The sequence below is a fragment of the Paenibacillus massiliensis 2301065 = DSM 16942 genome (genome assembly GCF_000377505.1).
Lineage (GTDB): Bacteria > Bacillota > Bacilli > Paenibacillales > Paenibacillaceae > Paenibacillus > Paenibacillus massiliensis.
This window is the reverse complement of the sequence record NZ_KB898191.1, coordinates 69,993-85,924: the sequence shown is the minus strand read 5'-3', so window position 1 is coordinate 85,924 and position 15,932 is coordinate 69,993. Positions and strand designations below refer to the sequence as shown.

Here is a 15,932-nt window from a genome sequence, read left to right as displayed (position 1 = left end):
CTAGAGCAATGCTAAGAGAAAACATCGACCAGAATTGGGAGTTTGCCTTTGGAACACCGTCGGTAGTACATGGCTTTAGCCAGCCAGGAAGAAAAGTAAATCTGCCGCATGACTTTATGATTGAGACAGATACCAGACCTGATGCACCAGGAGGATCATTGTCGGGATATTATGACGGAGAAATCGGGAGTTATACCAAGATCCTTGATATTCCTGAAGGATATGCTAATAAAAGAGTCATGGTAGAATTCGACGGGGTGTATAGGAATGCGACGGTTAAATTAAACGGGCATATCGTCCAGAAACATTATTACGGCTATTCTCCTTTTCATGCTGACCTAACGCCCTATTTGAAGCCAGGCAGACCTAATAATCTTATGGTTACTGTCAATAACGGATCACAGCCGAATGCACGCTGGTATACAGGCTCCGGTCTTTACCGTCATGTCGATTTACTTGTCGCTCCAAAGGTGCATATTGCTCCGTGGGGGATCTTTGCTCATACCTCTCATATTGTAAACGGAACCGCGTTTGTCATAGTCGAAACGACAGTTGAAAATTCTACCGCAATAGCTGCCGACCTTTGGTTGAACATTAAGTTGATCAAGGAATCCTCTGGAACCAAAGCAGGAGCCGGTCGAGTGAAAGTGCATGTACCTGCTAGAGAGAAGACTGTCGGTCGGGTAACTGTTGCCGTTCAACATGCAGACCTTTGGGATATTGATTGCCCTAATCTGTATACAATCACCGCAGATCTGACCGACAAAGAGTCCGTCCTTGATACCGATAGCACCCAATTCGGGATACGAACAATATCTGTTGATCCGCGCAACGGATTTATGTTAAACGGGCGTTCCCTTAAGCTTAAAGGCGGCTGCGTCCATCATGACAATGGTATTCTAGGCGCAGCCTCATTTAAGGACAGTGAATTCCGGAAAATGAAGCTGCACAAAGATAACGGGTATAACGCTATTCGTTTTGCCCATAATCCGATGTCTAGAGATTTACTCGATGCTTGTGACCGTTTAGGACTGTTGGTAATTAACGAGGCGTTCGACGTTTGGACGATGGAAAAGAACGCTCAGGATTATAGTCTATACTTCGCAGAAAATTGGGCGAAGGATCTGGAAACATTTATGCTTCGTGACCGCAACCATCCGAGTATCATCATGTGGGCAACAGGTAATGAGGTGCTAGAACGCGGAGGAATGTCAGATGGTTACCGTCTGGCAGCTCACTTGGCGACACGAGTACGTGAACTTGATCCTACCCGTTTGGTCACTAATTCCTTATGCTCTTTCTTTAACGGCCTTGACGATGAAGACACTGTAACTTTTTACGAGGAAATGTCGCTGCTGCTTGAAAATGGAGGGGGCTTCACGCCGAATTATGATACTGATTTTGGTATGCGAATCTGGGGCGACTATACGGAAGCCTTCGCAGCCCCTCTAGACGTTGTCGGATATAATTACATGAACTATCACTATGAGAATGCAATTGAGAACTTTCCGGACAGAGTAATCTGTGGCACGGAGAGCATGCCTGTTCAGAGCGATAAGTATTGGCACGATGTAGAACGCTTTCCCCATGTAATTGGTGATTTCGTATGGACAAGCCATGATTACATTGGCGAAGCGGGTATTGGAAAAGTCAAATATGTACACCCGGAAGAAAGCCTCAATACTTATAACAGCATTAGCAACTCTCCATATCCTTGGCGTGTAGCTAATTGCTCAGATTTTGATCTCTGCGGTTTTGCACGTCCTCAGCTATTCTACCGCAAAATCGTTTGGGGCTCTGATGAGACCTTCATAGCTGTTAGGAATCCGGAAAACTACGGGAAGTTGGAGATTCTAAGCAGATGGGGTTGGCCGGAGTGCGAACATCATTGGAGTTGGACCGCCTCGGAGAAAATGCCAATACAGGTAGATATCTACTCTGCAGCTGAAGAAGTAGAACTTATTCTGAATGGAAAGAGTCTTGGCAGAAAATCGGCTGGGAAGACGAACAGATATACAGCTCGTTTTGAACTTGTCTATGAACCGGGTACCTTGGAAGCAATAAGTTATACCGAAGGCAAGCGCATTTCATCCGATAAACTGGTCACCGCAGGTAAACCCGAAGGAATACGGATTGTTCCCGACAAGAAGGAGCTTGCAGCAGACGGTCAATCGTTGATTTACGCGATAATCGAAATCGTCGATGCGGAAGGCAGATTGGTTCCTACAGTTGAACTAGAAGCTACAGCGAAGACGGATGGTGTGGCAACGCTGGCAGCATTCGGCACGGGCAGACCGCAAACCACAGAGAACTATACGAAAGGTGAATTCACCTCGTATAAAGGAAGACTGCTTGCCATTGTCCGTGCAGGCTGTGAATCTGGCATGTCAGCACTGATGGTTGATATAGACGGACTGAATTCCGCATCGATTGAAATCCCAGTACATTAATGTTAATTAGGAGTGAGAAAATGAAAGCTGAAAGAATCCACCGTTTTAGCAAAGATGGGAATTCCTGTATCATTGATACACCACGGACCCCAAGGCATTGGTATAATTATTTGTGGAGTGAGCAAGGGTATTGCACACAGGTCTCTCAAATCGGTCATGGCCGGAGCTACTATATCAATTCAAAAGCGGACATGTGCATGATCAATAATCAGGATGCCAAATACTTGTATCTGCGTGATGATGACACAAATGTGTATTGGAACATAGGGGAAGGCCCCTTGAACGAAAGAGTCGAGGAGTTCTCGTGTGAACACAATATTGGATATTCCATGCTTCAATCCCAAAAGAACGGTGTCTACGCTTCATGGAAGCTTTTTGTCCCTCATGAAGGTTACAACGAGGTATGGGTGGTCAAAGTAAAGAATAATACGGATAATGTGAAGCGAATCAGCCTGTTTTCTACCGTGAGCTTTGAATTGGAAGGCTTTAAATACCCACGGTATTATGAAATGTACAGAAGCTGTGAAACCTTCTTTGATGAGAAGCTGAACGGTATTTACTGCGAATCCAAACATCCCTTCGCTCCCCATGATCGATATAACGGATATATCGCCTGCTCGGAAGCCGTCCACGCCTTTGACGGCAATCTTGGAGAGTTTCTCGGAGAACTGGGGACGTATACCCGATTGGATTCCATGCCGGCACCGTTATTCCAGCGGCCTGATGTGGTAGTTCATGGTGGAGATTGTACGAATTCTCTAACCGCGCTGGTTAACCTCGGTGGCGTCTTGCAGAATAAATTGGTTCTGGCACCTGGTGAAGAGAAGGAGCTGTATTATGTGCTGGGCGTCAGTGAATCGTTGGAGGAAGCGGTTCAAACGGCGGAACGTTATAGCAACCGTAAGCGTATCGAACAAGCATTACAGGAAAATAAGGAGCACCAGACAAGTAAATACGCTGGCCTTCAAATTGACACGCCTCATGAGAAGCTGAACGTGCTTATGAACGAATGGGTGAAAAAACAGGTAGACTTCTGCATTGTCGGCAAGAAGGGGGTGCGGGACAATCTTCAGATTGCCGTTGCCCTTCTCAATTACAGGCAGGAGAGAGCCAAAGAAGAAATCATCGAATGCTTGCGGCATCAGTTTAAGGCGGGACATGCTGTACTGACGTGGTATCCTTATGACGCTACCCGTTATTCAGACCAGCCGTTCTGGATTATCTGGTCGGTGTGTGAGCTGATTAAGGAGACCGGGGATTATTCCCTCCTGGATATGGAGATCGAATATCAGGACGAGGGCTCGGCAACGATGCTTGATCATGTAAAGGCAGCGGTCAACCGGTTAATTGAAGACAAAGGAAAACATGGCCTGGTACGTATTTTCTTCGCGGATTGGAACGATGCCTTGAATATTACAACAGACCCAGATGCGGAATCTGTCATGCTGTCCGAACAGTTCTGTTATGCACTGAAAGAGCTGTCTGTGTTGATCCGGCGACTGGGCGACACCGCTTATGCTGAATACTTGGATGAACAGTACCATACTCTTCGCAATACGATTAATGAAACGGCTTGGGACGGAAGTTGGTATATGCGCGTCCTTAGCAAAGAAGAGAATATCGGCTCCCAATACAGCGAGGGAAGCAAAATCTACATTAATGCTCAATCGTGGGCCGTACTTGCCGATATTCCGGATGAAGAGAAGTTACCCAAGGTACTAGAATCCATGGATAGCATGGAGCATGATTTTGGATTCCCCATCAACATGCCTCCCTATATGGAGTATTCCCCACATGTAGGCAGAATGGCTGGCATGCTTCCCGGGTTATTCGAGAATGGAGGAGTCTACTGCCACGCGACTGGTTTCAAGATTATGGCGGATTGCAAGGCAGGCAGAGCAGCAGAAGCCATACGTACGTTATTGAAGATCATTCCAGACAGTGAAGCGAATCCTTCTACACAATCTGGTGCGGAGCCGTATGTGTTCACGAATTGTTATTCCATTCACCCCAAATATTATGGGAAGTCCTATCAGTCTTGGACGACTGGAACCTCAGCCTGGGGACTTATGGCACTCTTAGAGGGAATTATGGGGATCAAGCGGGATTATGACGGCCTCCGGATCGACCCATGCTTCCCGGCAGATTGGGAGCAAGCTCAGGTGTACAGAGAATTCCGTGGCACACGTTATGACATTACTATTCGAAACCCATCACGGCTGTCCAAAGGAAAACCTGAAATACAGGTGGACGGAAGCCATGTGAGTGGAGATTTGCTACCACTTTTTGAGGATGACCGCATTCATCGTGTAGAAGTTGTACTTAAGCCGATTAGCTAGTAAGCCGTAACTAAATGTGAAAAACGGAACCCTTTTCAGCCTTATGAAAAGCTGCGTGCTGAAGACCCAGATCATAGCTGGGAATTCACCGAGCTTGCATTGATTGAAATCCACGGCAACGGAGCTACACCCAACATATTCTTTGTGCTATAATGGAATAAATTGAGGCTTGTTACTGATTATTCAGGCAAAACCTATATATTTGTATGTCCTGTGTTTCTATTAGGCATATACATATGTAGGTTTTTTTGCGTTCTCAGACGAGTTGGAGGGGGAGTTTCTATTGAAAAAGAGAGAACAAGGCATACGACTATTCACCAAGGCAGTTACGTTTTCCCGTTTGATAAGTACAAGGCTCATTGTTGCATTTCTTGCCGTGCTCATTATCCCGGCCACGGTGATCGGGTATTTCTCTTACCAAAGTGCCAAGGACGAGGTCCAGCAACGAATGACAGAACCCATGAATACGATTCTGGCTATGGCTGGACAACACATTGATCACATCGTAGGTGCCAAAGTTGATTTGTTGGAACTCATCAACCTAACGTTTGACTCCATATCGGTCACTGATGACGCAGATGCAGTGCGTGAGGAGTTGGAGCGCATAACGGCACAATACCCGAGTATTCTAAACATTAGCATTGCCAATGAGGATGGACAATACATAACATCTCCTGATACCGGGGAGACAGCGCATGATCCGCGGCAGATGGACTGGTACAAACATGGGCTTGGCCTGAATGGAACGATCTATATCTCAGGTGTCATGAAAGATGGGAATTCTGGAGCTTTATACGTGGAGATAGCAAAAGAATTGTCTGACGGCCGAGGTGTTGCCAGCATTCAACTGAATCTGGATTCACTGGTCCAAGAGATTGCGTTACTGGACGTTGGTGGCAATGGAAGCCTGATTATCGTGGATGCCAACCGAACCATTGCTGCTTGGGCGGGAGCCATCGCACAAGGCGGGGGAGGAGAGCTTGGAGGAGCGCTGATTGAAGGAATCCCCGTAGAGCCGAATATCGCTTCTAGCAAGGATGCTCCGATGGCATTTTCACATTTCGTCAGAACCGATCTGGCATATGACTTGGAGGTCTATAATGGCGTCAACGCTCTGACAGGCTGGAATGTCATTTCGCTGATGGGTCATGAAGACTTTATAGCGGCAGCGAGACCAATTATGCTTACCAGTCTAACCGTAATTTCTATTTCGGTATTCTTGGGCTTGGTGGTTATTTTATTGATTTTGAGGTCCTTTATAATCTCGATGAAAAAGCTGCGAATCGCAACACGTCGTGTGCGTGAAGGAAATCTGTCCGAGCGGGTTGCGCTTAACAGTAAAGACGAATTTGGCCTGTTAGCTGAGGATTTTGACCAAATGACGATTTCATTGCAAGCTGTAGTTTCGGAGCTTGATCGAACATCAACAAGACTTGGAGATGCATCCCAACAAATTCAGGAGAGTACGGAACAGACGACATTGTCTGTCCAGCATGTGGCTGAGACGATTGCGCAGACTGCCGAGACGGCGGCCATCGGTGCTGAAAATTCTACTCAGACCGCGCGAGCGGTCGAGGAGATGCTCAAAGGCATTGATACGATTACAGCATCGGCCGATTCTATCGTATACGCCGCCAAAGAGACGGAGAGTGCAGTTGCGGATGGAAGTCAGACCATCACCCAAGTGCATGATCAAATGCAAGACATACTGGACGCAGTTGAAGAAACATCAATACTGATGAATCAATTGTCTGCTCTTTCCGCGGAAGCCCAGCACATGAACGATAGCATTTCAAACATAGCACGACAAACTAACCTATTGTCTTTGAATGCATCCATTGAAGCAGCAAGGGCAGGGGAGCATGGAAAAGGGTTCGCTGTTGTTGCAAGCGAAGTAAATGAATTATCGATGCAGTCCAGACAAAGTGCTGAAGCGATTGGCAATACCATTGGCAAAATGCTCGCCCTAATCTCGGAATCTACCTTGCTTATGAATCACAAAGTTCGTGCCCAAGTGGGGGAAGGGATGCGAATTAGCAAAGAAGCATCGGAGTCGATTTCCAATATAGAGCAGTTCTCCAGCCGCATTGTCGGACAAATTCAAGACATTTCAGCGATCTCGGAACAGCTGTCCGCAAGCACCGAGCAAGTGGCTACGACCGTGTCAGAAATGATGAATATCTCCAAGGTTTCGGCCGATGGTGCCTATACAACTTCGGCTGCTGCACAGGAACAGATGGCGGCGATGGAAGAGATAGCATCATCTACGATGCAACTAGCCAAAATGGCGGAAAATATGCAGAAACAAGTTAGCCGATTTACATTATAGTTCGGAGTAGGCATTACTCTATAGGGTTGAACACAAGAAGGACGTGGGTGAAGAACTCACGTCTTTCTTCTATTTATGTACGTCCGTAATCCGGTTATGTAATCCGAAGGATGACCAAAAGCATTTTCTAGTTAGAACCCTTGTTCAGCGATTTGCGACATACATACACAAAAGCTGGAGGGAAATGATATGGCACGAACTCAATCTTCTCGATCTCCAGGTGCTTTGCCCACCGTTTTTTCATGTAGGGGGTGTACTGATAGGAGATGATTGTTCCTCCTGGCTTAAGTGCTGCAATCATTTGCTGAAGTAATTTGCCCTGCATATCATTCGAATAAATAAACAAGGGCAATCCGCATATGATGCAGTCTAGTTGATCGATCTGTTCTTCATTCATTTTTTTGACCAAATAGCTAGCATTGGAGTGGAAGCTAAAGCCAGGAAACTGGGATTTCAGATAGTCCCGCATGTTTCTGTCACGCTCGAATAACAATACTTTTGTGGAAGGTGATACTTGTTCCCTGATGAAGCGCGTGATAGCACCCGTACCTGCGCCAAGTTCTGCCACAGTCCTGACCTCATCCCACGGAACAGACTGAACGACTCTCGTTGCCAGATACCGAGAACTTGGGAGAATTCCTCCTACGCGTGTTGGATTGCTAAGAAAGCCTTTCAGGAACAGCAGGTATTCGTAAATATTCAATTCATAATCCCCCGTTGTATATGACTCCATTTTAAATGAATCGCTTTATTGTCAGCGGAGTACGTAAAATCATGCGAAATTCCCGTAATCATTAGACTGAGCACCATACGAATTAATATGTTGACCTGAATTTTCTTTTGTGGAGATTTTTGCTTGGTTCATTCCATTTTATACCCGACCCCCCATACTGTTTTGATATATTGAGGATGTCTCGGGGATTCCTCCAATTTTTCGCGCAGATTACGAATATGGACCATTACCGTATTGTTGGAGAACCCATAGGATTCCTTCCATATAGTTTCGTAGATGTGTTCGGAGCTGAATACCTGTCCAGGATGACTGGCAAGCAAAAGCAGGATAGCAAACTCCATCGGCGTAATTGCAAGTTCATTTCCTTTTATTTTTACGGAATGTTTGCTCTTATCAATGACCAGATCTCTGATGAGGATAAGGTCTTTGGACTCCTCTTGTCCGATCAAGGTTTGCCGTCGTAATTGTGCTTTTACGCGAGCGAGCAATTCAAGGGGATTGAACGGCTTGACCATGTAATCGTCTGCTCCTGTTGTCAGCCCTGTAATCTTATCAATATCCTCTTCCTTGGCTGACAGCATGATAATCGGCATATTGGATATTTCCCGTATTTTAAGGCAGGCTGTGATTCCATCCATCTCAGGCATCATAACATCAAGGATAACCAGCTGGATGGGCCTTGCTTTAATTACATTCAGAGCTTCATCGCCATCAGCAGCCTCGATTACACCATAACCTTCGTTGCGAAGATAAATATGGATAACGTCTCGAATGTCTGGATCATCGTCTACGACCAGGATTGTATTCATATGCTTTGAACTTCCTTTCTGAATGCTTCGAGAATCAAAAGGTTATTCTAATTGTCTTCTTTCTTACGACATACATACACGAAGGCAGGAGGAATATTGAGAGGTACCCATTCGATTTTCTCAATGACAAACTTCTCGGCGAGCTGCTTCTTCATTTGGAGTGAATATTGAAAAGCGACGAATATACCTCCTGGCTTGAGAGCCTGGTGAATTTGTTCAACCAGAGTTTCTCTTAAATCACTTTCAAAGTTGAAGAACGGAAGACAGCTGAAAATACAATCCAACTGCTCCATATTCTGCTGTTTTATTGTTTCTACCAAGGCCGCTGCGTTCGGATGGATACTCAGGTCTGGATAATTCTTTTGCAGATTATTTCTCATGGTTGTATTCATTTCAAACAGGAAAACTTTAGTGTCATCATTTGTACAGTCAATAATATATTGGGTGATTGCACCGGTTCCGGAACCAAGCTCGGCGATTGCCTTGACTTCCTGCCAAGCTGCTTGTCTAACCATGGCTTTAGCCAGAAAGCGAGAGCTTGGAATAATGCTTCCTACATGCTTGGGGCTATGAACAAAGCTTCGCAAAAATAAAAGATACTCATTGGATTTCATCGGTTATTCCTCCATTATAGTCAGGTATGTTAGGATCAACACGCTTTTGTCTATGAACTGAAGTGTTCAAAAATTGAAGCAAACATATCCAAGATGGTGGTACCAAAAAAAGTCCCTAACATGAAATAAGTAGTAGTCCAGAAAATAGCACTCGAATACGAAAGGAAAATGAACTTTTTATATTGTGTGCCACCCAGTCCAACTAATAGCGGCATGAAATAACGTACAATAGGAATAAACATGCCGATACACATGGCCCAATCGCCTTTTTTTTGAAGAAGTAACTCCGCTTTTTGATAGTGATTATTGTCATGTAGCCTTCTTTTTAGCCTCTGTCCGAACAATCTTCCAGCACAATATGAGATCGTAATCGCTGTTAGCAATCCTGCCAGAATGCAGAAGTAAGTTAACCAATGATTAATAGCGCCTGTATGGCTGAGGATCGCGCCACTAAGAATAGTCACTTCATTAGGAATGGGAACGCCAAACGGGCCTAGGAAGAAGGCGAGAAAAAAGAAAAGATAGCTATATTGATGGATTAGCTCCATCAGCGTATTACTGATCATTATTTCAGCTCCTCGTGTTGATAGAGCTATAATAATGATAAAAACTAAGGAAATAAGAAGGGTAATTCTAAAGAAATTCTAAAGAAATTCTAAAGAAAATCTAAAGAGGCCAGCATAGAATGGTAAAAGATTAAAGAAAGCACCTTCTATTGTTGAACGTTATCAAACAATGGAGGTGCTTCACATAGAATGAGCTCTTGCCGTTATGGTACGTGAGAGTTCCAACTCTTAACTTGATAGGATTATTCTACAATCTCTTGTTTTTTCTGTCCAACTTCGAGAAGTAGAGAGTAAGGGGGGATTAAATGTACGAGACGGTATGACAGATTATTAGCCAAGTGCGACGGTTCCTCTGGAAAGGATACGTGAGCGGTTCTCCTAGCGGCCCGACATGCATTTCATTTCCAGTAGGTGTCGCACTTATTCATCCATGAAGTTCAGTTCTTTTTTCCACCGCATGGCCGCCAAACTCATTCCGAAGTGCAGCGACTACTTTTCCAGTAAAGGTGTCTTCATCTAATGAACGGTAACGCATCAATAATGACATGGCAATAACAGGGGTGGCCGTTTGCAGATCTAGTGCAGTCTCCACTGTCCACTTTCCTTCCCCGGAAGAATGCATGATACCTTTGATTTCATCTAGCTTTGCATCTTTAGAAAATGCTTGCTCCGTTAACTCCATGAGCCATGAACGAATAACCGAGCCGTTATTCCACACTCTGGCCACTTTTTCGAAATCAAAATCGAACTCGCTCTTCTTCAACAATTCGAAACCTTCTCCGATCGCTGCCATCATTGCGTACTCAATACCGTTATGAACCATTTTCAAAAAATGACCGCTACCTGCTTGTCCAGCATATAAAAAGCCATTCTCAACAGCGGTATCTCTAAAAATAGGTTCAACAATATTCCAAGCCTCATGATCTCCACCAATCATGTAACAAGCACCGTTTCGTGCGCCTTCCATTCCTCCAGAAGTACCAGCATCCATAAAGTGGACCCCTGCTTTTTTTAGCTCATGATATCGACGAATGGATTCTCTGTAATGTGAATTTCCTGCTTCAATTATAATGTCACCGTTACTTAAATAAGGCTTGAGTTCATGAATTACCGAATCCACGACGTTGTGAGGAACCATGATCCAAATTACACGTGGTTGTTCCAAAGACTGAACGAGATGCTGCAAATCGGTGGCCCCTTGGATTCCATGTTTGTTTACTTCTTCAACGGCTGTAGGATTTACATCAAATGCTACTACATGATGTTGATTGTCAATTAAGTTTTGTGCCAGGTTAAATCCCATTTTTCCCAATCCTATAAGTCCTACTTTCAAAATGATTCCTCCTCTTATAGTACATAAATTTTGTTTACCACCATTTAAATCCATCTGATTCCAACAACTGATGGGCAGCTTCAGGCCCCATTGTACCTGCTGAATATTCGTGAAGGGGGAGGTCGTTATGCTGGAATGTCTCTAATATGGGCTGGGTCCATCTCCAAGATAATTCAACCTCATCCCAATGAGCGAAGAAGGTGGAGTCTCCACGAAGAGCATCCAGTAGCAGAAGCTCATATGATTCAGGAATATTATTATTGGTGTCGGTAAAGTTAACTTTAATGGGTTCTAATTTCCCAGTTATAGAGTTTTTGCTATTTATTTGCATCGACACTCCTTCGGTGGGGCTTACACTAATCATAAATAGATTGGGGGTTACGTCCTGCTTTTCATTAGACAAGCTATTGACTGTATTTTTGAATTCAATGACAATTTTTGTTGACTTTTCTGACATTCTTTTGCCTGTCCGAATATAGAAGGGGACTCCATCCCAAATGGAATCATCGATCCACAGACGAGCAGCCACGAAAGTGTCATTTTTAGATGATATATCAATGTTAGGTTCCTCTAAGTATCCAGGAACAGGTGTACCGTTTATCTCGCCCGGACCGTATTGACCACGAACAACGTGAATTCCTACGGAGTCTTTATGCAAAGGCCGTAACGATTGCATCACTTTCTTTTTGACTGGCCTGATTTCTTTAGCCCTGATTTGCTTTGGGAGATGAATTGCTGTCATTACTACTAACTGCAGTAAGTGATTTTGAACCATATCACGAATAGCGCCCACTTTATCGTAATAAGCAGCTCTCTGTTCTACTCCAACGGTTTCGCTCGCTGTAATTTGAACGTTAGCAACAAATTGATTGTTCCAGAGTGACTGCAACATGGGGTTAGCAAATCCCAGTGATTCCAGGTTTTGAACCATAGGTTTTCCCAAATAATGATCAATAATAAAAATCTCTTCTTCATTAAAAGCCTTATTAAGCTCGGAATTTAATTCTTTAGCAGATTCTAAATCATGTCCGAAGGGCTTCTCGATAATCAATCGTTTCCATCCCGTTGTTTCTCCTAAGCCACTTTCCATAATGTTATAAGCAATGACATTAAAGAATTTAGGGGCAACCGACAAATAGAACATTCGATTTTTTTTAATACCCAATTCCTGTTCCTTTTTCTGTAACATACGTAGTAATTTTTTGTATCCTTCTGATTCATTGACATCGAGTTGAGCGTATTGAAACTGATTACTGAATCTTTTTTTCAGAGACAAATCTTTTTCAGAATGCCTGGAAAAAGTGAGCAAAGCTTCTTCTATACGTGCTTGAAATTCAACCTGAGATAATGATTCTAAACCAACCCCAATCAGTGACATCGTATCAGGTAATTTCTGATCCAAATATAAATTAAATAGTGCAGGGTAGATTTTTCTACTTGCTAAATCACCTGTAGCACCAAACAGGACAAAGGTCATAGAGTCCATGTCTCATTCCTCCTATTTTACACGATCAATGTTGATGCTCTCTGACCGCTCATTCCTGCGATGAAAAATATTTCTACCTTGGCTCATAGTCAAGAGCAGCTTCAACCCGAGACTTATGAGAGCCAAATTAGTATATTATTTATATTTCATGTTGGTAAGTACGCACTTTAATCACACATAGTGAGAAAAAGTATACTATTGCTAATGTCAAGGAAATAACACTGGTGGTTATGAACATCTTAGTAAGAGCTGAGGCTTGCAGCTAAAAGTGATTGCATATGAAAGAAATAATAGCCAGAACCTGAATACCTGTGTTACTATGATTTACTTCTGTTACGATCTGGCTTATGATCCATACCAGACATCCTTACATCGGTAACCATCAGGGGGGCTTATGAGAAAAGCGAACACCAGGCTAGTGAAGGAGATTAACTTGAACCATGTGCGTGAAGTGATGCAGCGGGTGGAGACGGCGACCAAGCCTCAGCTAGCTTCCATGACCAAGCTGAGTGTGGTTACGATTAACTCGCTGATCAGGGAACTACACGAACGAGGAGAAGTATTTGAAGATATGGTGGTTCCATCCAATGGTGGCCGACCGGCACAGACCTACCGCTACAACTATGATCACAGCCTTGCGCTTGTCTTGTATTTGAAGGAAACGCAGGGGCAGGAGCTGGTCTCGGCAATGGTGATTAATCTGGAGAATACCCTCCTATCCAAGCAGGATTATGTAATGCCGAGTTTTGATAAGCAGCAGCTATACGGAATTATTACTCATTTCATTTCTACATACCCAGCGATCAAGATCATGGGCATCGGTATTCCCGGACAGGTAGTTAACGGTGAAATTACAGTCAGTAGCCATCAAGAGCTAATGGGCTCCCACCTGATTAAAGAGATTGAACTCGAATATGGATTACGAGTTATGGTTGAAAATGATGTCAATGCTGCCGTTAGCGGGCATTGCCTGAAGCAAGAACAAAAAGAGGGACAGGAGCAATGCGTAGTAGGTATCTATTTTCCCAACAGATATCCGCCAGGGATGGGTATCCTATGGAATGGGCAAGTCATGAGAGGCAAACAAGGCATGTCGGGTGAAATCAAGTTTCTTCCTAACAGTCCTGACTGGATGAACAAGATGGCCAGTCATACTTTTGTCGAGGCTGTCTGTACGATTCTTCATACGGTCAATGCGGTGCTTGCTCCAGATCAGATCATTATTTATCAAGATCGAGTGGAGGAGCAGCATCTGAATAAGGCCTGGAATACTTATCGGGATTCACACCCCATGGCGTCCTGTTCCGAGATCATATTACAGGAGACTTTTCAACAGGACTACGAGGCAGGTCTGCGCAAAATGACCCTGAAGGAATTACAATTGAACGGGACGCTCATCCCATAATCGAAGCAATGACCTGGAGTTTCTTCCTGGCTACTTTTTTACTAGGCATGGGGTAGAGATGATGTCTTGACAAAGATAACATCCTGCCCCATATTATTATGTGTATTTTATAAAGATGGTTTATTAAGTAGATTAGCAACATCATTTCACAATAAGGAGAGAATATTTCTATGGCAACCTGGTTTTTGATAGTGATCTATCTTGCTTTTATTAGCCTCGGACTTCCGGATTCACTGCTGGGTTCGGCTTGGCCCGTCATGTGGCCTGAGATTGGTTCAACGCTGGGCTCTGCGGGTCTAATATCCATGATTATTGCGGTAGGCACGATCATTTCCAGTCTGGCCAGTGGCAGAATGATTCAGCTGCTGGGGACAGGCAAGATTACCATGGGTAGCTGCTTACTTACCGCCGTGTCTCTGCTAGGCTTTTCTATGGCTCCGTCCATGCTCTGGTTGATCGTACTGGCTGTACCACTCGGTCTGGGGGCCGGTGCCGTCGATGCAGCGTTGAACCACTATGTAGCTGATAATTACAAGGCTCACCACATGAACTGGCTGCACTGCTTCTGGGGCGTAGGTGCAACTATGGGGCCAATCATCATGGCCACTTTCCTTGCCGGGGAGCATTCCTGGAGAGGAGGGTATGCTGCAGTAGCCATTATTCAATTTATCCTTGTGGTTGTACTTCTGCTGACGTTACCTCTCTGGAAGCGTGTAGCGGCCGCCCGAGAACAGGAGCAACCAGCACGCAGTGAACAAGACACTAGCCTGCAAGCAGAAGCAGAGGTCATTCTTCCAGTAAAGGTGCTTCGATTGAGGGGGGTCAAGCCTTCGTTATTCGCATTTCTTCTGTATTGCGGAGTAGAGACGACAGTAGGATTGTGGGGAGCCAGCTACTTGGTTCAGTCAAGACAGGTGACAGCAGAAATGGCTGCGGGATGGATCTCATTGTATTATGGCGGCATCACCTTTGGCAGATTGATTACCGGCTTTATTACATTAAAAGTCCAAAATCGTCATCTGATTCGTTACGGCCAGCTGATCACGGTCATAGGAGGGCTTGTACTCTTGCTGCCGCTACCAGCGTCACTATCAATCGTGGGATTTATCCTGATCGGGCTAGGCCTCGCTCCTATCTATCCCGGATTATTGCATGAGACACCTGCCCGGTTCGGAAGAGAGCATTCAGCCAAATTAATGGGATACCAGATGGCCGTTGCCTATAGTGGGACTACGCTTGTACCGCCATTGTTCGGGCTTCTTGCTGCGCAAGTCAGCACAGACTTGTTCCCGGTTGTTGTACTTATTCTATTGGTATCAATGCTGTTCAGTGTCGAGATGGTCAATCAAATATTAAAGAGATCTAATTCACTCCACAACAAAAAGCATATGCCTTATTGAATTGTAATGGTGGAAATAGCAACCGAAAAATAACATTTGACATGAAACTAGTTACATGAAATAAGCTTGATGTGTAGCCGGCAACGCTTGATATACATGCAAGGTGACGCTCAACACCTACTTTATAAATGATCATTATAAAGGTGGATTAGTAAGCAGGCTGATATCTCGGCCGAATACGATTTCGGTTCGAATGGTTTGCAGCGACTTTATACTTTTTTTAGGTACTAGGCTTCGTGTAAGGAGGTATTGAGAGCCATGTTACAGTGGATTCTGGCAGCATGTTCTCTGATAGGCGTGTATGTAATAGCTAGCTGGGTGGTCAACTGGCGTCGGACTCATGTCATAGCTCGGCAGAGGTATGAGTCCTTCCAAAGGGATTGGCAAGGTATTGAAGAGGACGTTCATGCTGAAAATGAAGTAAGTGCCAAGAAATCATCTTAATTACTTTTCATGGAGGTTCATAAT

12 protein-coding genes are annotated in these 15,932 nt (G+C 44.4%); 6 read left to right on the top strand and 6 right to left on the bottom strand.

The genetic code is table 11. The features are described from left to right. The first annotated feature begins 8 nt into the window (after window positions 1–8). The 3 genes from D328_RS0114995 to D328_RS0114985 all read left to right on the top strand — a co-directional run bounded on the left by D328_RS0114995 (window position 9) and on the right by D328_RS0114985 (window position 7,118). Complete coding sequence (locus D328_RS0114995) at window positions 9–2,450, top strand: glycoside hydrolase family 2 TIM barrel-domain containing protein (protein WP_018885838.1); 2,442 nt, start codon at window positions 9–11, stop codon at window positions 2,448–2,450. Continuing rightward, on the top strand, window positions 2,450–4,789 hold the full coding sequence (locus tag D328_RS0114990; RefSeq protein WP_324608936.1) for a GH36-type glycosyl hydrolase domain-containing protein: 2,340 nt from the start codon (window positions 2,450–2,452) through the stop codon (window positions 4,787–4,789). Before D328_RS0114995 ends, D328_RS0114990 begins: the two co-directional genes overlap by 1 nt. 283 nt (window positions 4,790–5,072) lie before the next feature. After that, a complete protein-coding gene (locus D328_RS0114985; RefSeq protein ID WP_018885836.1) occupies window positions 5,073–7,118 on the top strand; it encodes a methyl-accepting chemotaxis protein in 2,046 nt (681 codons plus the stop codon). 127 nt (window positions 7,119–7,245) lie between these two features. Here D328_RS0114985 and D328_RS0114980 read toward each other — a convergent pair whose 3' ends face one another. The 6 genes from D328_RS0114980 to zwf all read right to left on the bottom strand — a co-directional run bounded on the left by D328_RS0114980 (window position 7,246) and on the right by zwf (window position 12,659). Continuing rightward, on the bottom strand, window positions 7,246–7,821 hold the full coding sequence (locus tag D328_RS0114980) for a class I SAM-dependent methyltransferase (protein ID WP_018885835.1): 576 nt from the start codon (window positions 7,819–7,821) through the stop codon (window positions 7,246–7,248). A 158-nt stretch (window positions 7,822–7,979) separates the two neighbouring features. Then, entirely contained in the window at window positions 7,980–8,660 is a 681-nt protein-coding gene (locus D328_RS0114975; RefSeq protein ID WP_018885834.1) for a response regulator transcription factor, read from the bottom strand. A gap of 47 nt (window positions 8,661–8,707) precedes the next feature. Next, entirely contained in the window at window positions 8,708–9,274 is a 567-nt protein-coding gene (locus tag D328_RS0114970; RefSeq protein ID WP_018885833.1) for a class I SAM-dependent methyltransferase, read from the bottom strand. Between the two features lie 50 nt (window positions 9,275–9,324). After that, the gene (locus D328_RS0114965) at window positions 9,325–9,840 is read right to left on the bottom strand and encodes a DedA family protein (RefSeq protein WP_018885832.1); all 516 of its coding nucleotides are present in this window, start codon (window positions 9,838–9,840) and stop codon (window positions 9,325–9,327) included. 424 nt (window positions 9,841–10,264) lie between these two features. Then, the gene (gene gnd, locus D328_RS0114960; protein ID WP_018885831.1) at window positions 10,265–11,173 is read right to left on the bottom strand and encodes a phosphogluconate dehydrogenase (NAD(+)-dependent, decarboxylating); all 909 of its coding nucleotides are present in this window, start codon (window positions 11,171–11,173) and stop codon (window positions 10,265–10,267) included. Window positions 11,174–11,207: 34 nt separating this feature from the next. Further along, window positions 11,208–12,659, bottom strand: a complete 1,452-nt coding sequence (gene zwf / locus D328_RS0114955; protein WP_018885830.1) for a glucose-6-phosphate dehydrogenase — start codon at window positions 12,657–12,659, stop codon at window positions 11,208–11,210. A 394-nt stretch (window positions 12,660–13,053) separates the two neighbouring features. On the opposite strand from zwf, the gene D328_RS0114950 reads away from it, so the two are divergent. From D328_RS0114950 to D328_RS0114940, 3 genes are all read left to right on the top strand, one after another. Then, window positions 13,054–14,064, top strand: coding sequence for an ROK family protein (locus D328_RS0114950; RefSeq protein WP_018885829.1), 1,011 nt, complete (start codon window positions 13,054–13,056; stop codon window positions 14,062–14,064). A gap of 170 nt (window positions 14,065–14,234) precedes the next feature. Then, window positions 14,235–15,464, top strand: coding sequence for an MFS transporter (locus tag D328_RS0114945; protein ID WP_018885828.1), 1,230 nt, complete (start codon window positions 14,235–14,237; stop codon window positions 15,462–15,464). Window positions 15,465–15,722: 258 nt separating this feature from the next. Then, window positions 15,723–15,908 (top strand): hypothetical protein, encoded by a 186-nt coding sequence (locus D328_RS0114940; RefSeq protein ID WP_018885827.1) that lies wholly within the window; start codon window positions 15,723–15,725, stop codon window positions 15,906–15,908. The last annotated feature ends 24 nt before the right edge of the window (window positions 15,909–15,932 follow it).